20 protein-coding genes are annotated in these 21,403 nt (G+C 63.0%); 11 read left to right on the forward strand and 9 right to left on the reverse strand.

The genetic code is table 11. The annotated features are described in order from the left end of the window. Positions 1-324: 324 nt before the first annotated feature. A complete protein-coding gene (locus tag EJ067_RS32990) occupies positions 325-2,214 on the reverse strand; it encodes an ABC transporter ATP-binding protein/permease (protein WP_189510230.1) in 1,890 nt (629 codons plus the stop codon). A gap of 599 nt (positions 2,215-2,813) precedes the next feature. On the opposite strand from EJ067_RS32990, the gene EJ067_RS32995 reads away from it, so the two are divergent. Next, positions 2,814-3,248 carry a hypothetical protein gene (locus EJ067_RS32995; protein WP_245468102.1) on the forward strand — a complete coding sequence of 145 codons (435 nt, stop codon included), beginning with the start codon at positions 2,814-2,816 and terminating at the stop codon, positions 3,246-3,248. 2 nt (positions 3,249-3,250) lie between these two features. Here EJ067_RS32995 and EJ067_RS33000 read toward each other — a convergent pair whose 3' ends face one another. Continuing rightward, entirely contained in the window at positions 3,251-3,931 is a 681-nt protein-coding gene (locus tag EJ067_RS33000; RefSeq protein WP_126089245.1) for a DsbA family protein, read from the reverse strand. Positions 3,932-3,970: 39 nt separating this feature from the next. Beyond that, positions 3,971-5,791: an extracellular solute-binding protein gene (locus tag EJ067_RS33005; protein ID WP_126089246.1), complete on the reverse strand. Its 1,821-nt coding sequence runs from the start codon at positions 5,789-5,791 to the stop codon at positions 3,971-3,973. Positions 5,792-6,078: 287 nt separating this feature from the next. Between EJ067_RS33005 and EJ067_RS33010 the strand changes: the two genes are divergently transcribed. Then, positions 6,079-6,708 (forward strand): invasion associated locus B family protein, encoded by a 630-nt coding sequence (locus tag EJ067_RS33010; RefSeq protein WP_124997412.1) that lies wholly within the window; start codon positions 6,079-6,081, stop codon positions 6,706-6,708. A 75-nt stretch (positions 6,709-6,783) separates the two neighbouring features. Here EJ067_RS33010 and hspQ read toward each other — a convergent pair whose 3' ends face one another. Together hspQ and EJ067_RS33020 are read right to left on the reverse strand one after the other, a co-directional pair. Then, entirely contained in the window at positions 6,784-7,107 is a 324-nt protein-coding gene (hspQ, locus tag EJ067_RS33015; protein ID WP_168247349.1) for a heat shock protein HspQ, read from the reverse strand. Positions 7,108-7,439: 332 nt separating this feature from the next. Continuing rightward, entirely contained in the window at positions 7,440-8,651 is a 1,212-nt protein-coding gene (locus tag EJ067_RS33020; protein WP_245468369.1) for a UbiH/UbiF family hydroxylase, read from the reverse strand. Positions 8,652-8,750: 99 nt separating this feature from the next. Here EJ067_RS33020 and EJ067_RS33025 point away from each other — a divergent pair, with 99 nt between their 5' ends. From EJ067_RS33025 to EJ067_RS33065, 9 genes are all read left to right on the forward strand, one after another. Further along, complete coding sequence (locus EJ067_RS33025; protein ID WP_126089248.1) at positions 8,751-9,641, forward strand: DUF2182 domain-containing protein; 891 nt, start codon at positions 8,751-8,753, stop codon at positions 9,639-9,641. A 12-nt stretch (positions 9,642-9,653) separates the two neighbouring features. Continuing rightward, a complete protein-coding gene (locus tag EJ067_RS33030; RefSeq protein ID WP_126089249.1) occupies positions 9,654-10,268 on the forward strand; it encodes a DUF1326 domain-containing protein in 615 nt (204 codons plus the stop codon). Continuing rightward, entirely contained in the window at positions 10,265-11,083 is an 819-nt protein-coding gene (gene pcsA, locus EJ067_RS33035) for a phosphatidylcholine synthase (protein WP_126089250.1), read from the forward strand. Before EJ067_RS33030 ends, pcsA begins: the two co-directional genes overlap by 4 nt. Before the next feature lie 102 nt (positions 11,084-11,185). Next, positions 11,186-12,163, forward strand: coding sequence for a quinone oxidoreductase (locus EJ067_RS33040; protein ID WP_126089251.1), 978 nt, complete (start codon positions 11,186-11,188; stop codon positions 12,161-12,163). Positions 12,164-12,479: 316 nt separating this feature from the next. After that, positions 12,480-14,057 carry an ABC transporter ATP-binding protein gene (locus EJ067_RS33045; protein ID WP_189510234.1) on the forward strand — a complete coding sequence of 526 codons (1,578 nt, stop codon included), beginning with the start codon at positions 12,480-12,482 and terminating at the stop codon, positions 14,055-14,057. Beyond that, the gene (locus EJ067_RS33050; protein WP_126089253.1) at positions 14,054-15,166 is read left to right on the forward strand and encodes an ABC transporter permease; all 1,113 of its coding nucleotides are present in this window, start codon (positions 14,054-14,056) and stop codon (positions 15,164-15,166) included. Before EJ067_RS33045 ends, EJ067_RS33050 begins: the two co-directional genes overlap by 4 nt. Then, positions 15,166-16,086, forward strand: a complete 921-nt coding sequence (locus EJ067_RS33055; RefSeq protein ID WP_126089254.1) for an ABC transporter permease — start codon at positions 15,166-15,168, stop codon at positions 16,084-16,086. Before EJ067_RS33050 ends, EJ067_RS33055 begins: the two co-directional genes overlap by 1 nt. A 51-nt stretch (positions 16,087-16,137) precedes the next feature. Continuing rightward, positions 16,138-17,205 (forward strand): BMP family ABC transporter substrate-binding protein, encoded by a 1,068-nt coding sequence (locus EJ067_RS33060; RefSeq protein ID WP_126089255.1) that lies wholly within the window; start codon positions 16,138-16,140, stop codon positions 17,203-17,205. Between the two features lie 290 nt (positions 17,206-17,495). Continuing rightward, positions 17,496-17,933, forward strand: a complete 438-nt coding sequence (locus tag EJ067_RS33065) for a hypothetical protein (RefSeq protein ID WP_126089256.1) — start codon at positions 17,496-17,498, stop codon at positions 17,931-17,933. A gap of 186 nt (positions 17,934-18,119) precedes the next feature. Here the strand turns inward: EJ067_RS33065 and rimO are convergent, their stop codons facing one another. The 4 genes from rimO to EJ067_RS33085 all read right to left on the reverse strand — a co-directional run bounded on the left by rimO (position 18,120) and on the right by EJ067_RS33085 (position 21,275). After that, entirely contained in the window at positions 18,120-19,433 is a 1,314-nt protein-coding gene (gene rimO / locus EJ067_RS33070) for a 30S ribosomal protein S12 methylthiotransferase RimO (RefSeq protein ID WP_126089257.1), read from the reverse strand. Positions 19,434-19,572: 139 nt separating this feature from the next. Further along, positions 19,573-20,229 carry a TerC family protein gene (locus EJ067_RS33075; protein ID WP_126089258.1) on the reverse strand — a complete coding sequence of 219 codons (657 nt, stop codon included), beginning with the start codon at positions 20,227-20,229 and terminating at the stop codon, positions 19,573-19,575. 191 nt (positions 20,230-20,420) lie between these two features. Continuing rightward, the gene (locus EJ067_RS33080) at positions 20,421-20,828 is read right to left on the reverse strand and encodes a DUF930 domain-containing protein (protein WP_189510237.1); all 408 of its coding nucleotides are present in this window, start codon (positions 20,826-20,828) and stop codon (positions 20,421-20,423) included. Positions 20,829-20,978: 150 nt separating this feature from the next. After that, positions 20,979-21,275, reverse strand: coding sequence for a hypothetical protein (locus EJ067_RS33085; protein WP_126089259.1), 297 nt, complete (start codon positions 21,273-21,275; stop codon positions 20,979-20,981). Between the last annotated feature and the right edge of the window lie 128 nt (positions 21,276-21,403).

A 21,403-nucleotide genomic window follows, 5' to 3' on the forward strand; every position in this document is an offset into this window, starting at 1 on the left:
ACGGCGACCGCTTCGTCGTCCAATACGGGTGCGAATTCGTTCATGGCTCACTCCTTGCCGTCCGGCAGGACGTGAGCCGTCAGGTCACGTCAAGGCGGACGGCGGTTGCGTTCGACTGTGACTGTCGCCAGGCATGGCGGGTTGACCTTTCTGCTCGCGGTTTCGAGAACTGAATTCTGCGAGCGGGCGCAACATAGGAGCGCGTTTTGCCGAGTCAATCGCGGAGAGTGCGGAAAATGAGCGAAGGGACGCCGGCTCGCGAGACTGTGATCGAGGGCCGCCATCGCGACATCGTGGCGGCCGATCAAAGGCTTGGTATGACTGCTATTTCTGCTTCAGCCGCCGGAAGCGCAGCCACTTATCCTCGGCCGGCCGGGGCTGCGCGAGGATGGTCGTGAGCTCGCGCGGCAGGGCGGGGGCCAGCGGCTTCTTGGTTGCGACGCCATCGGCGATCGCGACGACGCTGTGGTAGAATTCTTCACCGGAGAGCGACCGCGGCGGCACGGCCTCGTGCATCACGCTGATTACCGTGACATCGGGACAATTGGCCTTGATCGCTTCGTGGAAGGCGATCTTGCCGTCGGGATCGAGCGCGCCGGTCGCCTCGTCGAGGAACAATAGTCCGGGCTGCTGCAGGATGATGCGGGCGACCACCAGCTTCTGCTTCTGGCCGCCGGACAGGACCTGATCCCAAATCTTGCCCTCGCGGCTCTCATCGGTCAGATGCCCGATGAATTCGCCGAGGCCGGCTTTGTGGAGCGCCGCCGCCACATGCATGTCGGCGTGATCGTTCTCCGAGCCCGGCAGGCAGACCAATTGCTTCAGCGACACCTGCTGCAGCTTGACCTCCTGGGCGGCGTAGAAGCTCGTTACCCCTTCCGGGAAGACGATTGTGCCGCGGCCATAGGGCCACAGGCCGTTGATCGCCTTGATCAGCGAGGTCTTGCCGCAGCCGGACTCGCCTTTGAGAAATGTCCATTCGCCGCGACGGAAGCGCAGGTTGGCGGCGCTGAGGAAGGGCGTCGCGTCCTCGCCCTGATGCGCCAGCTCCAGCTTCTGGATGGTCAGGCCGAAGACAGGATTTTGCGCGGCGTAGCTGAAGTCCGAGCGACCGGTCTGGCGATAGAATTCCTGCGGCTGCTGGACGTTCTCGATGGCGTTGGCGAGCTCGGTCACGCGCTGGCTGTTGGCCCGGAGCGTCGCGATCGCCGGCATGACATGGATGAACCACGAACACTGGCTGATCAGCTGGGCGACCATTTCGGAGCCGGTGATGTAACCTTTGAGGTCGAAGCCGTTGTGGATGAACGGCACGAGACCGGGTCCATAGGCGACGATACGGGCACCGATGAAGTTATAGATCAGCTCGAATGAAGTGTAGCTTGTGTTGACGACGTTCAGCCTTCCCCAGGTCTTGTCGATGTCGACATAAAGCTTGTCGTGCATCGACTTCTGCACATCCTCGCCATGCGAAGCGGCGACGTGGAAGCTGCGGCGCAGGAAGGTGATCAATTCGCCGCGATAGCTGCCCTCGGCCTGCTGCATGCGTATGTTCAGACGTTCAAGCAGCCCGCCGAGCTTGACCGCGATCCAGGTATTGAGCGGCACATAGGTGGCGACCGCCAGGAAGGCCAGTACGGCGCTGCCATAGCTGCCAAGAAACTCCAGCCCTTTGACCTCCACCGAGGCTCCGATGAGGTTTTCGCCGACGAAATAGAGCGAGGTCGCCACACCCAGAACGCCCATGGCGAGACCGATCGCGCCGCCGGTCATGTCCTTGATCGATTCCTGGATGCGCTGGTCGATGTTGTCAGGGGCGACGATGCCGCCGGCCACCGAGCCATGCTGGGCATGGAAATGGGTATGGTTGCCGTCGAGCAGCGCCCGGTTGAACTGGCTGTTCAGCCAGCCGCGCCATTTGCGGTGCAACGTCGTCGAAACAAGGTTGCGCACGCCGGTGAAGCCGGCGTCCTTGAGCACCACCAGCAGCACCAATATGCCGGCATCAGTCAGCAGCGACTGCAACGGATTGGTGTTGGCGGCATCGTGGAAGAAGGCGATCGAGTTGACCAGTTCGCCCGATGCCATGGCAAACCACACGCCGGCCTTGCTGGAGAGCGCCGTCAGCAGCGCGATGACGAGGGTGAGGGTCCAGGCTTCCTTCCAGCGGTCGGAGAACCAGTAGGCCCGCATCAGCCCCCAGAAAGTACGCATCGACGATACCGGCGTCAGGGGCGAGGACTTTGCCGCCTCGCCGAATGTTTGCTCCGGTACTGTACGTCGCGGTCTGCCGACCCGAATCACGATCCCGCCCAAACCTTTCTTGTTTTGTTACACATGGTAACACCAATTGATCATTTTCCATTAATTTTCTGCCACCGAATGTGAACACGGTTACCCGGCGTGGCGCGAGGGCAACAGAACCGCCTCGCCGGTCGGGGGCTCGTGGCGCGGATTCTATTTTTTATTTCAGTTGGTTGGGGCAGGGACCCGGAGTCCGGTGCGGCTTTCCCCTGGGGAAAGCAAAAACACGGGTTTGTGAATGGAAATGACATGCCGGTCCGCCGTTTTAGCGACCGGAGGGGAATGCACGGACCCAAAAGCAGCCCGCTCCCAGTCTCGTTCGGGCACCCCTGAATCACCTCTTCCAGCGCTGCGAAATTTCCGGAAATAGCTTTGGTGGCGAATCGTGTTTGTCGATTGCCGCGCTGCCGCTGAAGCGGACGGGCCCGACCGGGGCGATGGGCTGGCGTTGACAATTTTGTCCCCCAGAGGTCGAATCTGCGCGGCTTCGCATAGAGGGGGGATCAACGATGTCTATACGGATGTTTTCGGCCGCGATGCTCGCAGTGTTCGCCTGGCTGCCGCAGGCACATGCCGGCAATCAGACCATTCCAGCCGACGCGGAAGGCCAGATCGAATTCAACACGCCGTCCGGCAATATCGGCTGCATCTACACGCCGAAGGGCGGCACCAGCACCTACCAGCCGCAGGACGGCGGACCGGAGCTTTCCTGTTCCCGTGTCGAGCCGAGCTACGTGACGGTGATCCTGGGGCCGAAAGGGCCGGCGACGCTTATCAAGAACCCCGGCGAGCAGGGCTGCTGCGGCGATGTGACCAAGCTTGGCTACGGCAACAGCTGGAGCAAGGGGTCATTCACTTGCCTGTCGTCGAAGAAGGGATTGACCTGCACGAGCAGCAGCGGCCACGGCTTCTTCGTCAGCAAGGCGAAGGTGACGGTGAAATAGTCTTAACCCGCGATTTCGAGCTCGCCGCGCGCCTTGGCCTGGGCGACCTGGCGGATAGCGTCGGCAAGCGTGTCAGCGTCCTGCGCGCCCATCACGGCGTATTTGCCTTCGAGCAGGAAGCAGGGCACGCCGGTGATGCCCATGCGCGAGGCGGTGGCGATCTCGTTGCGCACGGCCTCGACATCGGCGTCGGTCGGCAGCAGCGTCTCGACCACCGAAGCGTCCATGCCGGCCTCGCTGGCCGCCTCGACCAACACGGCATGGTCGCCGAGATTGGCGCCTTCCTCGAAATTCAGCTGGAAGAGCCGGCGCACCAGGCGGTTCTGCACGTCCTCGCCGGCGGCGCCCGCCCAGCGGATGACGCGGTGCGCGTCCAGCGTGTTAGGCGCGACCTTGATGGCGCCGAAGGCGAAATGGATGCCTTCCGCTTCGCCGAGCGGTTCGATGCGCGCATGGATCTGGCGGATGCGCTCCTCGCTGCCGAATTTGCCCAGCATGTATTCGCGGCGATCCATGCCGCCTTGCGGAATGGTTGGATCGAGCTGAAACGGCCGCCAGCGCACATGCACGTCGATATCGCCGGCAGCTGCGATCGCCATGTCCAGCCGCTTCTGGCCGATGAAGCACCAGGGGCAGACCACATCGGACACCACATCGACAGTGATGGAGTTCTCGGCACTCATGCTCGTCTCCTGCTTGATCCGTGTCAGGGTGGGGTTTCGTCAGTTGGGCTTTCGCCACCATGTCGGCAGCTGATAGCCAAATATGGGGGTCTTTTGCGGATGTTCCAGATAGCCCCAGTAAGCGAGCCACTGCTGCGTGTTGTATTGCATCGGCACGATGTAGTTGCCGGAGATGAGCAGCCGGTCGAGAACGCGCACTGCGGCGACATAGTCTTCCTTGACGCGGGCATTCAGCATCGCGTTGATCGCCGCGTCGATCGCGGGATCGGCCACGCCCGCCAGGTTGAATGAACCCTCCTGCTTGGCCGCGACAGATCCCCAACGCCCGACCTGCTCGCTGCCGGGCGACAGCGAATTGTTGAAGCCGCTCGTGCCGATGAGGACCTCGAAGTCGAACCGCTGCTTGCGCGACTGGATCTGATCTCCGTCGAGGCCGCGGATGGTGACGTCGATGCCGATCTTCTCCAGCGTGCGCTGATAAAGGGCTGCAAGCCGCTCCTCGTCCTGCGACGACGTCAGGATTTCGAAGCCGAAGGGATTGCCTTGAGGATCGAGCATTCTGCCGTCCTCCACTCGATAGCCGGCGCCTTTCAGGAGTTCGAAGGCTGCTCGCAACACCTTGCGGTCCTGGCCGGACCCGTCGGTGACCGGCGGCCGCCAGGTGCCGTCCATCACCTCGACCGGCACGCGGCCGGGGTAGGGGGCAAGGAGCGCCTTCTCGCGATCGTCGGCAGGATGGCCGAGCGCGGAGAGATCGGAGTTCTGCCAGAAGCTCATGGTGCGGTTGAACTTGCCGGCGAACAGGTTCTTGTTCGCCCACTCGAAGTCGTAGAGCATGCCGAGCGCGCGCCGCACGAGCGGATTGGAAAACTTCGGCAGCCTGGTGTTGAACAGGAATCCCGTCACCACGGGCGGAATGCCCGTGTCGAAATATTCCTGCTTCACATCGCCCTTGCGGAAGGCCGGGAAGTCGATATCGCGGTCGCGCTTGACCGGATCGGTCTCGTCGTCGAGGGCGCAGATGCCTTTCTTGAAGGCTTCCGTCTTGGCGTTGGCGTTGAGGAAATACTCGATGGTGATCCGGTCGAAATTGTCGAAGCCGCGCTTCGAGGGGATGTCCTTGCCCCAGTAATCGGGATTGCGCTTGAAGACGATGCGCTGGCCGGGTTGCACCTTGTCTACCGTGTAGGGGCCGCTGCCGATCAGCGGTTTCAACGTGGTCTTGTCGAAAGTGTCCTTGTCGAAGGCGTGCTCGGGGATGATCGGCGTCAGCGCGATGATCAGCGGAAATTCGCGATTGGCCTTGTCGTTGAAGGTGAATTTCACGCTGTGGTCGCCGGTCTTCTCCAGCTTGGCGATCATGCTCATGCGGTCGCTGTAGGGAGGGCGGCCGCTGTCGGTGAAGACATCGTAGGTGAACAGCACGTCCTCCGGCGTCACCGGCTGGCCATCCGACCATTTGGCATTCGGATTGAGATGAAACTCGATGCTCTTGCGTTCCGGATCCATGTCGGCGCTGTCGGCGAGCAGGCCATAGAGGCTGAACGGCTCGTTGTAATTGCGCTGCATCAGCGGCTCGAAGACGAGGTTGCCGTAGACCGTGTCGATCATGCCGCGCGCGGTGGTGCGCAAGCTCTTCAGGATGAAAGGATTGAGATTGTCGAAACTGCCGACGACGCAATAGGTGACGTTGCCGCCCTTCGGCGCATCTGGATTGACGTAGTCGAAATGCTGATAGTCCGCAGGCAGCGCCGGTTCGCCCTGCATGGCGATGCCGTGCCTCGGTTCCGACAAAGCCGGAAGCAGCGAGAGGGCCAGAAACGAGGTCGCGGCGATGAGCCGAACGAGAACGCGGTCCATGACCGTCTCCTTGCCGGGCAGCTTGGTGATTCGACACGCACCCTAGAGCATTTCGCCCCCCGATTGAATCGGCGCGCGCCGGTGGAAACCGGGTTCAGCCGGTGCATCGCAAATCGAGCTTCGTTCAGCGAGGAGAAACCTGGAAGAAATCCCGGAAACCGGGCTGGATTCGGCGTCGCTGGCAGTGTAACACGCGCTCCGAAGTCATGCTGTTGCCTCATTTGGGCAACAGGTAGCGGGACCACACGGCAGCAAGAAGCCGGTCCCCGGGATCATTTGAGAGGAAAGTGCACCATATGACGAGCAACGCGTATCGCCTTTCGGTGCTGGCCGCAGGCGTGGTCGGTGTCCTGGGCGCCGGGCTTTTCACCGCTTCGGCACAGCAGCAGCCGCAGATTCCGCAGGGCTGGTTCAAGGCCTGCACCAAGCAGGAAGACGTCGACATCTGCAACGTGCAGAACATCGTCACCGCCGGCAATGGCCAGCTCGTCACCGGCGTCAGCCTGATCGAGCTCAAGGGCAAGGTGAACCGCAAGGTGTTCCAGGTCACGGTCCCGACCGGCCGCCTCGTTCCTCCGGGCATCGGCCTGCAGATCGATGCCGGCAAGGCGCAGAAGCTCGACTATGTGATCTGCTTCCCGGATCGCTGCGTGGCCGAAGTGCCGCTGACCGACCAGCTTGTCGCGTCCTTCAAGAAGGGCCAGCAGATCACGCTCACCTCGGTCAATTTCCAGAACCAGCCGAACCCGATCAAGGTTGCGCTGACCGGCTTCAGCGGCGCCTATGACGGCCCGCCGCTGCAGCAGTCGGACATCGAGGACCGGCAGAAGAAGCTGCAGGACTTCGTCGCCAAGAACAATCAGGACTTCGCCAAGAAGCTCAAGGAAGAGCAGGACAAGGCGAAGACCGCCAACTGATCGCCGGAGCGGTTTCTCCAGCATGAAAGAAGCGGGGCGATTGCCCCGCTTTTTTGTTGCCTGCTGTTCAGCCTTTCAGTGCTTCGAGTGGCGCTTCGGCTCGTAACGCCCGTCGGGCAGCTTGTCGAACATCTCGCCGATCTGCGGATGCCGCACCGGCTCGCCCGACCGGTCCTCAAGCAGGTTCTGCTCGGACACGTAGGCGATGTACTCGGTCTCGGAATTCTCGGCGAGGAGGTGATAGAAAGGCTGGTCCTTGCGCGGACGCATTTCCGCGGGAATGGCTTCGTACCATTCCTCGGTGTTGGCGAATTGCGGATCGACGTCGAAGATCACGCCACGGAAGGGAAACAGCCGGTGGCGAACCACCTGTCCGATCGCGAATTTGGCCGTTTTCATCGCACTCACCATCTACAGCGCCGCGCGTCCTTTTTGACGCGCAAAGGACGCTGTAGCGCTTTGCTTTTGCACATGATCCTTTTCGAAAATCGATTCCGATTTTCGCGGTCATGCACTCGACCCGAGGCGCCGTCAGCGGCTTGCGCGCACGGCGCCTAAGGTCTTGAATTTACACGTCACGCAGCCAAAAATCGACCCCGACTTTCGACTTGGTACCATTGGCGCAGACGTTGCCCCAATTCAAATGCCGCAACGCCGCCTTATGGCCAAACTACGGACCGGCGAATGCAATGGTTTCGCGACCGGAAAGCGCGAAGTCCACATTTGTCGCCTTAGCGCGCGGCCTGTTTCCTGAAGCCACCGGCGAGCGCCCGAAAACCGCTGCCGGGCCGCAGGCCTTCTCGCATGAAGAAGGCGCGCAGCGGCGCGAAGCTGCCCAGCACGTTGAGGCCGGCGCTGCGCGCCAGCTGCGCCGGCAACATGTCGGACAGCAGCGACATGTTGAGCAGGTTCACCGCACTGCTGCGCGCCAGGATATCGGGACGGCGCCTTGTGTCATAGGCTGCGAGGCACAGCCTTGAGCCCGGATCGTCGCGGTTTTCGCTGGCGATTCCAATCAGATCGTCGATGTCCCTGATACCAAGGTTGAGGCCCTGCGCGCCGATCGGCGGGAAGACGTGGGCGGCTTCGCCGACGAGCGCCACACGGTTTTGCGCGAAACGGCCGGGCGAGGCGGCCGACAGCGGATAGACCTGGCGGCCGGGCTCGACCGAAACGCGGCCGAGCATCGATTGCATCTGCTCCTCGACCCTGACGGACAAGGTGGCATCGTCGAGTGCTGCGAGTTCCTTTGCCGTCTCCGGCTTTACCACCCAGACCAGGCTGGAGCGCTTGCCCGGCAGCGGCACCTGGGTGAACGGCCCGGTCTCGGTGTGGAATTCGGTCGAGATGAAGCCGTGTTCGCTGCGATGGCTGAAATTGAGAACGAGCGCCGACTGAGGGTAGGGCCGCGCGGAGGCCTTGATGCCGGCGGCTTCGCGCGCCGGCGACAGGCGTCCGTCGGCGGCGACAGCCAGCGACGCGGAGGCCTCGCTGCCGTCAGCCAGTATGGCGTGCGCCTGGTCGGCCTCGAGCCGCCACGTCTCGACCATCGACTTTCGCCACTCGATGCCGGCGTGCGCGGCAACGGCCTTGGCCAACGCCGGGATCAGGATATTGTTCGGCAGATTGAGGCCGAACTGCTCCTCGCCGATCTCGCTGGCGCGGAAGGTGACGGTCGGGCTGCGGATCAGCCGGCGCGTCGCATCGACAATGCGCATCACCTTCAACGGCGCCGCATGCGGCCTGAGCCCATCCAGCACGCCGAGCCGCTCGAGGACTTTCAGCGAAGGATTCATGAGGGCAGTGGTGCGGCCGTCGCTGGTCGTGACCTCAGGACCTGCCAGCGTCACGGCAAAACCCGCCTCGGCGAAGCCGAGCGCCGCGATCAGGCCGGCCGGACCGCTGCCGGCAACCAATATGCGGGCTTTGTCGTTCTGCTGCACGCCGGGCTTCCACGTTGATGGGGCGGCCATCGGCCTCCATGCGATATAGGGCAGATCGGCGGGCTTGATCAACGCGGCGATTCGGCCCATTCGATTGCCATGACCGGCCAGGAGCACGATTTCAGCCATCTCGACCGCGCCGGCCGCGTCGCGGCGGGGCTCGCGCGGAGCCCGCGCCTTGCCGTGACGCTCACCATCGGCGCAGGCATCGTGCTGGCCTGGTTCATCCTTGCCGCCATGGCCATCCGCGGCGCCGAAAGCCGCCTCGCCGGCGGCGCCCCTGGCGATACGCTGCTGAAGGATCTGCCGCGACTGCCGCTGCCGGATTTTTTCGATCGCCTTTTCGCTTTGTGCCTTGCGCCGGCTCCGCTTGCGGGCTCGGCCGGCGCGCAGATGTGGGCGTTCGTCCTGATGTGGTTCCTGATGGCGGTGGCGGCGATGCTGCCTTCGGCGGTGCCGATGATCCGCACCTATTGCGAGATTGCGGACACCGCCCGGATCAAGGGCGAGCCCGTTGTCCACCCTCTTGTTTTGGTGGCGGGATATCTCGCGACCTGGCTGGGTGCGTCTGTAGCGTTCGCCGCGCTGACGCTCGGGGTTCATGGCTTTGCGTCGGGGCAGGTGCTCGATCCGGTCGTCGGGCTTGCCGGGGCAGCCGCGCTTACGATGGCCGGTCTCTATCAATTCAGCGGCTTGAAGCAGGCGTGCCTGAAGAAATGCCGAAACCCGTTTTCGATCCTGTTCGCCAACTGGAGCGCGAAACCGGGGCGCATCCTTCGCCTGGGGATGGAGCAGGGCGTCTGGTGCCTCGGCTGCTGCTGGGCGCTGATGCTGGTGATGTTCGCCGTCGGCGCGATGAATGTCTTCTGGATGGCGCTGATCGGGCTGTTCACCCTGATCGAAAAACAGACCGCCGGCAGGGTGGCCAGCCGGGTTGCCGGTGCGATACTGCTTGTGTGGGCCGGCGCCCTGCTATTAGTTTCGGCGTAAGGGGAGAATTCGATGACGGATCAAAGCTGGGCGATGAAGGGAGAGCTGGTGCTCTCCTGCAATTGCACGGTTTTCTGCCCCTGCGTTCTGTCGCTCGGCAGCCACCCGCCGACCGAGGGTTATTGCCAGACCTGGGCCGGATTCCGCATCGACGCCGGCCATTTCGGCGAGGTCGACCTCTCCGGTCTCAATCTCGGGCTGATCATGGAAATCCCTGGCTATATGAGCCGCGGCAACTGGACCGCCGGCCTGTTCATCGACAAGCGCGCTTCGGTCTATGCGGTGAAGGCGCTGACCAAGATCTTCACCGGCAAGGCCGGCGGCACGACGTCGCTGCTGTCGATCCTGGTCGGCAAATTCCTCGGCGTCGAGCAGGTGCCGATAAGCTATGAGACGCGTGACAGAACGCGAGTCTTCCAGATACCGAAGATCATCGACGGCGCGGTGACGCCGATACCCGGCAAGGACCGCGAGAAGGATACGGTGATCACCAATTCCGAATACTGGATCGCGCCGGAAATCATCGTGGCGAAGTCCGACAAGAGCAAGATGCGCGCCTTCGGCCGCAACTGGAATTTCGCCGGCCGCTCGGCCGAGATCTGCAAGCTGGATTGGCGGGGCCCGTGAGCAAGAACACAGCGGCCCGGAAAGCGGCCAAGAAAATCGCCGAGCGGATTCCGCTGCCGAAGAAGAAAGTGACATGGCCGCAGGCGCGCGCCTTTTCGGTGCACCTGCTCACCGCGTCCGGTTCGTTCCTCGCCTTCCTGTCCCTGGTCGCGGCCAGCGAGGAGCGCTGGACGGCGATGTTCTGGTGGCTGGGGCTGGCGCTTTTCGTCGACGGCATCGACGGCCCGATCGCGCGAAAACTGGAGGTCAAGGAAATCCTGCCGACATGGTCTGGCGAATTGCTCGACAACATCATCGACTATGTGACCTATGTGCTCATCCCGGCCTTCGCGCTCTACCAGCGCGGTTTGATGGGCGAGCGGCTGTCGTTCCTGTCGGCGGCCATCATCGTGGTGTCGAGCGCGATCTATTATGCCGACACCGGCATGAAGACGAAGGAGAACTTCTTCAAGGGGTTCCCGGTCGTCTGGAACATGGTGGTGTTCACGCTCTTTGTCATCGAGCCGGGGCAGTGGGTTTCGTTCGCCGTGGTGGTGGTCGCCGGCGTCCTTACCTTCGTGCCTATCAACTTCATCCATCCCGTGCGCGTGGTCCGGCTCAGGCCGATCAATCTCGGCATGACGCTTTTGTGGTGCGCCTTCGGCGCGCTTGCGCTGGCGCAGGCGGCGCTTGCCGCCTTTTACGACAAGATCGGAGTTCTGAGCGAGCAGGTCAGCATCTTCACCAAGGCCGGTATCACGGTCACTGGCCTCTATCTCGCCTGCATCGGGGGTATCATGCAGATGTTCCCCAATCTTGGCGGCAAGAAATCCTGACCTAACTTTTTGTTGGTGCATGATCTTTTCCGAAATCCGGTTCTCACCTTTCAGGATCATGCTCCAGATCCTGCTTCTGCCCTTTCCCGAGAGAGTTGAGCGATGTCCAAGGCAATCCGCATTCACGCCCATGGCGGCCCCGAAGTCCTGGCCTATGAAGATGCCGATCCCGGCCAGCCGGGCGCCGGGCAGATCCTGATCAGGCACACTGCGATCGGCCTCAACTTCATCGACGTCTATCACCGCTCGGGTCTCTATCCGCCACCCGGCGGGTTCCCGCTGATCCCGGGCGGCGAGGCGGCCGGCGTGGTGCTGGCCGTCGGCGCCGAAGTCGACTGGCTGAAGCCCGGCGACCGCATCGCCTACGCCGTCAATGTCGGCGCATATTCCGAGGAACGTGTGATTGCCGCCGACCGCGTGGTGAAGGTGCCTGACGGCATCAGCGACGAGCAGGCGGCGGCGATGATGCTGAAAGGCATGACGGCGGAATATCTGCTGCGCCGGACGTACAAGGTGAAGGCTGGCGACACGATCCTTTATCACGCCGCGGCCGGCGGCGTCGGCCTGATCCTCGGCCAGTGGGCAAAGCACCTCGGCGCGACCGTGATCGGCACGGCGAGTTCCGCCGACAAGATCGAGCTCGCCAAGGCGCACGGTTTCGACCATGTCATCAACTACACGGAGCAGGATTTCGTCGCCGGCGTCGCGGCCATCACCGGCGGCAAGAAGTGCGACGTCGTCTACGATTCCGTCGGCAACGACACTTTTCCCGCTTCGCTCGACTGCCTGAGGCCACTTGGTATGTTCGTCAGCTTCGGCCAGTCGTCGGGGCCGATCCCGCCTTTCTCGATGTCGCTCCTGGCGCAGAAGGGCTCGCTCTACGCAACCCGCCCGACGCTCTTCGTCTACAACGCCAGGCGCGAGGATCTGGTGGCATCGGCTGAGGCGCTCTTCGATGTGGTGCTGAGCGGCGCCGTCGAGATCAAGATCAACCAGCGCTATGGGCTGAAGGATGCGGCAAAGGCGCAGTCCGATCTCGAGGGCCGCAAGACGACCGGCACAACCGTCCTCATTCCCTAAGCGCGTCGCGACCTTTCAGGTTCGCTCCATGCGCTTTGATCTTGATTTCAAGCATGTCTTCGTCCCGAAACCGGTTCCCACTTTCGGGAGACATGCTTTGAGCCGGCTACCTTGTTTTTCAATCCCTTGCCGTGCGCACAGGCAGGGGCTTGGCCGAAAAGCCAAACAGTCTTTTCTGCACTCTCAATAGGTCTATCTTAGGTCTTGAGTTTCCGCTGGAATTCTTGAAGCTCTTTCAAGTTGGGTGCCGCTTTCCGGCGGGAGCCGGCCGCGCATACCATGCTTGCGGGAACACAGAACATATCCGGGTGACTGGATGGGAGGCACTGTGAGTGCAAATCATGACAGGGCGAACCTGCTCGAGGTTCGTGGCCTTACGAAGATCTTCGGCACGCTGACGGCGTGCGATCACATCGATCTCAACATCGCGAGGGGCGAGATCCACGCGCTACTTGGCGAGAACGGCGCCGGCAAGTCGACACTGGTCAAGATGCTGTTCGGCTCGCTGGAACCGAACTCGGGCGAGATCTTCTGGGACGGCAAGGCTGTCAGCATCACCAGCCCCGGTGTCGCCAAGAAGCTCGGCATCGGCATGGTCTTCCAGCATTTCTCGCTGTTCGAAGCGTTGACAGCGGCCGAGAACATCGCGCTTTCGCTGAACGACGGCTCGCCGATCAGCACCATCGCCGCGAAGGCGCGGGCGCTCTCCTACAGCTACGGCCTGCCGCTCGATCCGGAATCGCTGGTCGGCGATCTTTCCGTCGGCGAGCGCCAGCGCATCGAGATCATCCGCTGTCTGTTGCAGACGCCGCAACTCATCATCCTCGACGAGCCGACCTCGGTGCTGACGCCGCAGGAAGCCGACAAGCTGTTCGAGACGCTGGAGCGGCTGCGCGCGGAAGGCAAGTCGATCCTCTACATCTCGCATCGGCTGGAAGAGGTCAAACGCATCTGCGACCGCGCCACCGTGCTGCGCCACGGCAAGGTTGTGGGCCACTGCAATCCGCGGCAGGAGACGGCCGCATCGCTCGCCCGCATGATGGTCGGCAACGAGGTCAAGGCGGTGGTGCGCGCGCCGGCCGAAGGCATCGAGACCGCGCCGGCGCTGCTCGAAATCCGCGGCCTTACCCGCAAGCCCGCGACGCCCTTCGCCATCCCGCTCAGGAACGTCAATCTTTCCGTGCGCGCCGGTGAGGTGATCGGCATCGCCGGTGTCGCCGGCAACGGCCAGGGCGAGTTCTTCGAAGCCGTCTCCGGCGAGGTGCTGCAGCAGGATTCCGGTTCGGTGCGCATCCGCGGCAAGGATGCCGGCGGGCTCTCGATCACGGGCCGTCGGCTGATGGGCGCCGCCTTCGTGCCGGAGGAACGCCTCGGCCATGGCGCGGCGCCGCGCATGAAGCTCTCTGAGAACCTGCTGCTCTCGCGCCATGCCACCGACGGCAGGTCCTTCGTCGGCTCCGGCGGCATGGTCAAGAACGGTTCGGTCTACAGCGCCGCCCAGCGCATCATCGCCGCGATGGACGTGCGCAAGAGCGCGCCCGATCCTGAGGCGGCGGCGCTCTCCGGCGGCAACCTGCAGAAATTCATCGTCGGCCGCGAGCTCGACCGCAAGCCGAGCGTGATGGTCGTCAACCAGCCGACCTGGGGCGTCGATGCCGGTGCCGCCGCCCATATCCGTCAGGCGCTGATCGAGCTTGCCCGCAGCGGCTCGGCGGTTCTGGTCATCAGCCAGGACCTCGACGAATTGTTCGAACTCTCGGACGCGATCGCGGTCATGCACAACGGCGAACTGTCGGCGCCACTGCCCATCGCCGAGGCCACTTTCGAGAAGATCGGCCTGTTGATGGGCGGCGCCGAGCCCGGCCACGCCGAACACACCATGGAGACGGCATGATGCGCCTCGAACTGGTCAAACGCCCGCAGCGCTCGGCGCTGTTTTCGGTGCTCTCACCCTTCATCGCCTTCGCGCTGACGATGATTGCCGGCGGCATCATGTTCGCCTTGCTCGGCGTCAATCCGCTCGATGCCTTCAACATCTACTTCATCCAGCCGGTGAGCGAGGTCTGGCAGCTGCATGAGCTGGCCATCAAGGCGGCGCCGCTCATCCTGATCGCGGTCGGCCTGTCGGTCTGCTACAAGGCCAACATCTGGAATATCGGCGCCGAGGGGCAGTTCATCCTGGGCGGCATCTTCGGCTCGATCATCCCGGTACTGTTCCCACAATTCGAGGGCCCGCTGGTGCTGCCGCTGATGCTGTTGCTCGGCATGGTCGGCGGCGCGCTTTATGCGGCGATCCCGGCGCTGTTAAAGACCCGTTTCAGCACCAACGAGATCCTGACCAGCCTGATGCTGGTCTATGTCGCGCAGCTCTTCCTCGACTGGCTGGTGCGCGGACCCTGGCGGGACCCGCAGGGCCACGGCTTCCCGCAGACCATCCAGTTCGGCGACTCGGCTGTCCTGCCGGAGCTGATGCCGGATGCCGGCCGCGCCAACTGGGGCTTCGTCTTCGCGCTCGTCGCGGCGATAGCGATCTGGCTGATGATGAGCCGCATGCTGAAGGGTTTTGAGGTCCGCGTGCTGGGCTCGAGCCCGAGGGCAGGGCGCTTCGCCGGCTTCGGCTTCAACAAGATGGTGTTCTTCACCTTCCTGCTGTCCGGCGCATTGGCCGGCCTTGCCGGCATCTCGGAGGTGTCCGGCGCCATCGGCCAGCTGCAGCCGGTGATCTCGCCCGGCTACGGCTTCACCGCCATCATTGTCGCCTTCCTCGGCCGACTCAATCCGCTGGGCATCGTCGCCGCGGGCCTGGTGCTGGCGCTGACCTATCTGGGCGGCGAGGCGGTGCAGAGCGCGCTCGGCATCTCCGACAAGGTGGCGCGCGTGTTCCAGGGCATGCTTTTGTTCTTCGTGCTCGGCTGCGACACGCTCATCCACTACCGCATTCGTCTGATCGGCTTTGCCGCGCCGAAACTCGAGGCGGCGCCCAAGCTGGAGGAGGCACGCTGATGGACATCACCGTCAACATCCTTTTGACCATCGCGACGGCGGCGACGCCGCTCTTGATCGCGGCGATCGGCGAGCTCGTGGTCGAGCGCTCCGGCGTGCTTAACCTCGGCGTCGAGGGCATGATGATCATGGGCGCGGTCGGCGGCTTCGGCGCCGGCTATCTCACCGGTTCGCCCTGGATCGGCCTGCTTGCCGCGATCATCGTCGGTGCGCTGTTTTCGCTGCTCTTCGCCGTCATGACGCTGTCCTTGGCCACCAACCAGGTGGCCACCGGCCTGTCGCTCACGCTGCTTGGTCTTGGTCTCTCCGGCATGATCGGCACCAGCTTCGTCGGCCAGCCGGGCGTCAGGCTGCCGAACCTCGACATCCCGGGCCTGAGCTCGATCCCGGTCGTCGGCAGGCTGATCTTCGGCCAGGATCCCCTGTTCTACATCTCGATCGCGCTTACCGCCGCGGTGATGTGGTTCCTGTTCAGGACGCGGACCGGCCTGACGCTGCGCTCGATCGGCGACAGCCACTCTTCGGCGCATGCGCTGGGCATCAAGGTCATCCGCTACCGCTACCTTGCGGTGATCTTCGGCGGCGCCTGCGCCGGTCTTGCCGGCGGGCATCTGTCGCTGGTCTACACGCCGCAATGGGTCGAGAACATGAGCGCGGGCCGCGGCTGGATCGCGCTGGCGCTGGTGGTGTTCGCGTCCTGGCGTCCGTGGCGGGTGCTGGCCGGCGCCTACATCTTCGGCGCGGTGTGGATCGGCCAGCTTCATGCACAGGCTTTTGGCATTCCTGTGCCTTCGCAGTTTCTTTCTTCGCTGCCCTATCTGGCAACCATCGTGGTTCTCGTTCTAATCTCGCGCAACAAGCGTCTGACGATGATGAACACGCCGGCTTCGTTGGGGCAGCCGTTCGTTCCGGATCGTTGACGACAACAAAAAGACGGGAAGCTCCAAGGCTTAATTCAGAGAGGTAACACGATGAAAAAACTGCTTATTGCCCTTATGACCACGGCTGCGGCCCTGTCGCTGGCGGCGACCGCCGAGGCGGCAGGCAAGCTGAAGGCCTGCTGGGTCTATACCGGCCCGATCGGGGACTTCGGCTACTCCTACCAGCACGACCAGGGCCGCCTCGAGGTGGAAAAGGCGCTCGGCGACAAGGTCGAGACCGCTTATCTCGAGAACGTCTCGGAAGGCCCCGACGCCGACCGCGCCTTCGAGCGCCTGGCGCGCGAGAAGTGCAAGATCATCTTCGGCACCTCCTTCGGCTTCATGGACGCCGAGGTGAAGGTCGCCAAGAAGTTTCCCAAGGTGATGTTCGAGCATGCCACCGGCTACAAGACCGGCGACAATCTCGGCATCTACAACGCGCGTTTCTATGAAGGGCGCTATGTGCTCGGCCAGATCGCGGCCAAGGAATCGAAGAAGGGCCTTGCCGGCTACATAGTCTCCTTCCCGATCCCCGAAGTGGTGATGGGCATCAACTCCTTCATCCTCGGCGCGCAGTCGGTCAATCCCGACTTCAAGGTCAAGATCGTGTGGGTGAACTCCTGGTTCGACCCGGGCAAGGAAGCCGATGCCGCCAAGGCGCTGTTCGATCAGGGCGCCGACATCATCGTCCAGCACACCGACTCGACCGCCGCGCTGCAGGTCGCCGAGGAGCGCAAGCTGCACGGCTTCGGCCAGTCGTCCGACATGATCAAGTTCGCGCCGAATGCGGCCTTGACCTCGCTGACGGACGAATGGGGCCCGTACTACATCAGCCGCGTTCAGGCGGCGCTCGACGGCACCTGGAAGCCGGACAATGTCTGGCTTGGCATCAAGGACGGCGCGGTGAAGCTTGCGCCCTTCACCAACATGCCCGACGACGTCAAGGCCATGGCCGAGGCGACCACGAAGAAGATCGCCGACGGCTGGAACCCCTTCACCGGCCCGGTGTCCAAGCAGGACGGCTCGCCCTGGCTGAAGGACGGCGAGGTTGCCGACGACGGCACGCTGCTCGGCATGAACTTCTATGTCAAAGGCATCGACGACAAGCTGCCGCAATAGGCAGCGAAAACTTTCGAACACGGAGGGCGCCTTGCGGCGCCCTTCGACTTTTTGACTCGGCCAGGAGCGCGTCCCGCTTTGCTCGGTTGGCGAGAGATCATGGGCGCGCCAAGTATTTGACGCCTGCCTCACTTCATTTTTGCAGAATTCCATATCCTCATGCTGCCGGTACAATATCTGTGGCCGGTTCGTGATAATTTTCACATACGTCAACGACCTCTACTTCCATGTTGCTCGGGCAGATCGAACGAAAGCGGCGGGCGTGACAAGCGCCTGCAGAAGGAGGTCTTATGCAATTGAATAAAAAGCTTTTGGCAATCATCGGGAAGCGCATTCCGGCCATTTACGATGTCATTCCGCACGGACCGCAGGGCGGGTTTGCGCGCGTCGCCCTCAATCCACAGCCGCTGCCGCCGCATGAACTTGGCGCCGCGGTTGCCGACGAGTTTGTCCGCTCCGCTTGGGTGGCCGAGCGAGGCGGGCTCGATATGAAGGCGGTGTTGAGCGACCTTGACGACTGGTGCCCCACGCGGCCGAAGATACCGAAGCTTCCGCCGTGGTGGGGCCCATTTCCGCCGGAGCCGGAGCCGCGCCCCGAGTGGTTCGTCGACTACCATCTGGGATTTGCCGCTCGGCTGTCGGCGATCGCAACGGGCACGCGCCTCGACAAGACTCTCGATCAGGTGATCGACCGTTCCCTGGCAGCGATCGAGGCGACGAGACTCTGACGAGCTGCTGAGGCCGAGAGCCGTTAGAGCAATTCCAGGAAAAGCGTGAGCGGTTTTCCGTCCGGAATTGCGTAAAAACAAGGAGATAGGGCGTTTCGCCGTTTCCGTGAAACGGTGAAACGCACTAGTCCAAGGGCGCCAGAAGGCGCCCTTTTTCATGGGAGGATGCCTGCTCTCGCGCGGCCATCAGACCGCCGAGCCGTAGAGGTCATAGGCGTCGGCGCGGTCGATCTTGACCGTGACGATCTCGCCGGCACGTAGCGGGCGCCGCGACTGGATGTGCACGGAGCCGTCGATTTCCGGCGCGTCATATCTGGTGCGGCCCTTGGCCGAGGTGCCGTGCGCTTCGTCGATCAGCACCGGCAGGCGCTTGCCGACCTTCCTGGTCAGCTGCGTTGCCGAGATCTTCTGCTGGCGCTGCATGAAGCGGCGCCAGCGCGCTTCCTTGATCTCCTGGGGCACTTGCTCGAGGCCGAGATCGTTGGAGCGCGCGCCCTTGACCGGTTCGTATTTGAAGCAGCCGGCGCGGTCGATCTTTGCCTCGTCCAGCCAGTCGAGCAACATCTGGAAATCGTCTTCGGTTTCGCCCGGAAAACCGACAATGAAGGTCGAACGGATGGCGAGATCCGGGCAGACCTCGCGCCAGCCGCGGATGCGCTCCAGCGTCTTTTCGCCATGGGCGGGGCGGCGCATGTTCTTCAGCACCTGCGGCGAGGCATGTTGGAAGGGGATATCGAGATAGGGAAGAATTTTCCCCTCCGCCATCAGCGGGATGACGTCGGCGACATGCGGGTAGGGGTACACATAATGCATGCGGATCCAGATGCCGAGCTTGCCAAGCTCCTCGGCGAGGTCGAGGAATTTTGCCCGCACTTCGCGATCGCCGAACAGGCTCGTCTGGTATTTGATGTCGATGCCGTAGGCGCTGGTGTCCTGCGAGATGACGAGGATCTCCTTGACGCCGGCCCTGGCGAGCTTTTCGGCCTCGCGCAGCACATCGGCCGCCGGCCGCGAGACGAGGTCGCCGCGCAGCGCCGGGATGATGCAGAAGGTGCAGCGGTTGTTGCAGCCTTCGGAAATCTTCAGATAGGCGTAATGGCGCGGCGTGAGCTTCACGCCTTGCGGCGGCAGGAGATCGACATAGGGATCATGGCTGGGGGGCGCGGCCTCATGCACCGCCGCCATCACGCTCTCATAGGCCTGCGGACCGGTGATCGCCAGCACATTGGGGTGCTTCTCGCGGATGACCTCCGGCTCGGCGCCGAGGCAGCCGGTGACGATGACGCGGCCGTTTTCCGAAAGGGCGGAGCCGATCGCGTTGAGCGACTCGTCGCGCGCGGAATCGAGGAAACCGCAGGTGTTGACGACGACAAGATCCGCCCCGTCATGCTTGCGGGCGATCTCGTAACCTTCGGCGCGCAGCCGCGTGATGATGCGCTCGGAATCGACGAGCGCCTTCGGGCATCCAAGGCTGACGAAACTGACACGAGGGGCAGACATAAGATTTTCCAGGCTTTCGGGATCGGCGGCGCAATATCACACTAATTGCGGCATTGGTATGGGCTGGTCCCTGCTGCGGCAATACGCAATGCGAAGCGCCGGCTCACCGGCCGGCCGAAGCCTGCGCCAGGAGGCGGCGTCAGCTCACTGCGTTGTTGACGTGCGGCCAGACTTCCATCGCGCCGCGGTAGACCATGTCGAGCGCGACATAGAGGATGATCAGCAGGCCGACATAGGCGATCCAGCGGTAACGGTGCAGCAGCCGGGCAATGAAGCTCGCGGCAAGGCCCATCAAGCCGATCGAAAGCACGAGCCCGATGACCAGCACCCAGAAATGATCCCGCGCCGCGCCGGCGACGGCCAGCACGTTGTCCAGCGACATCGACACGTCCGCGATAACGATCTGCAGCGCCGCCTGGCCAAGTGTCTTGCGCGGGCCCTTGGCGATCGACTTGTCGCTGTCGAGATCGGAATTGGCCAGCGCCTCCGTCGCTTCCTGCTCGTCGGCGTGCGAGGTTCGCAGCTCGCGATACATCTTCCAGCATACCCACAACAACAGGATGCCGCCGGCGAGCAACAGACCGACAATGGCCAGCAGCTTGACCGTGACCGCTGCGAACAGGATGCGCAGCACCGTGGCCGCCAATACGCCGATCAGGATCGCCTTCTTGCGCTGCTCAGAGGGCAGGCCGGCGGCCGCCAGCCCGATGACGATGGCATTGTCGCCCGCAAGCACCAGATCGATCGCGATGACCTGAAGAAGGGCGCTCAGGCTTGCGGCGCTGAAAATATCCATCGTCTGGAAGCCCTTTGCTGTTCGCCGAGTGCCGGTCGTCGAATATCCCGACGCCCTAACGTGTATGGCTCCCGCGCGTCAAGAGAACCAGCGGGAGCAAGCGCTTGCGCATCGCCTTGTTCCACCGGAATTCATATGGATTTTGCAGCCGGGAAGGCTTGGTTCGGGTCCGGCCGATCGTGGCCGACCGGTCAATCATAAAGATTGTATTTTGCCCAGTCGGTTTCCGGGATCTCGTCGCCGATCTTGTAGCGGAATTGCAGCACCTGCATGTGGTCGGGCGCCGTCTGGCACTTGAACTTCAGCCGGTACCACTGACCCTTGCTGCGAAAAGCGGCGCCGGGGCTCCTGATCGCGTCGGCGCTCATCTGCGGGGTGGCGAAGGCATAGGCCACCACGCGGTCGGCCTTGAATTTGTGATCGTCGTGGCTGATCCGGTCGAGCACCTCGGCGTCGCAACGCTGCTCGAGACGAGTCTCCGGATCGAGTTTCAGCAGGCCGGCGCGAAGTGCGTTGTCCATCGCCTTGGCCGGCCAGGCCAGCGCCAGCGAGGCGAGGACCATCAGGCAGAGCTTTTTCATGGGCGCGACAAGCAGCACATCTTGTCTGAGAAATCAACCAAACGCACGCGCTTGTGAGACCGCTGCCGGCCACGGCAAAGCTCGTCCTTGTTTCTTCGTCATCAAGGCGCGGCGGCTGCTGAGGACGTCGGCAATGCCGACTGGAAGATGCCGCTTCGGCTTCCGGTGCTACCCGAGAGCAGGATCATGATCCGTTGCCGTCGTTTCACCGGTTCCTGCATCCGGCGCCTGGCCATCGCCGGAACCGGTCGTGGGAAGCACCGTTACGTCCATTCGAGCGATCCGGGAAGCCGCTCGCCCTTGCGCATTCGGCTCGGTGTCTCCCGTCTCCAAAACGGAGGCCTTGGCAAGATGGCCAACGCTTTCGGCGCTCTTGCCGGGAAAAGTTCCTTCGGATGGTGACTGCGGCCTGAGATTACGCTGCACGGCGCCAGCATTGTGCTGATTTCCAACGGGAGAGGTCATGGCTGCGCTCCAAGGTGGATGATCGCTGCCATTAGCACGGCTGGCTGGCGCCAACCTTGCGGGTTTCAGCAATTGCTAATGCAGCAATGTGCCGGCAGACCGAGCCTGTAATGAGTGCCCGGCTACAT

This window comes from Mesorhizobium sp. M1D.F.Ca.ET.043.01.1.1 (genome assembly GCF_003952385.1).
Classification (GTDB): domain Bacteria; phylum Pseudomonadota; class Alphaproteobacteria; order Rhizobiales; family Rhizobiaceae; genus Mesorhizobium.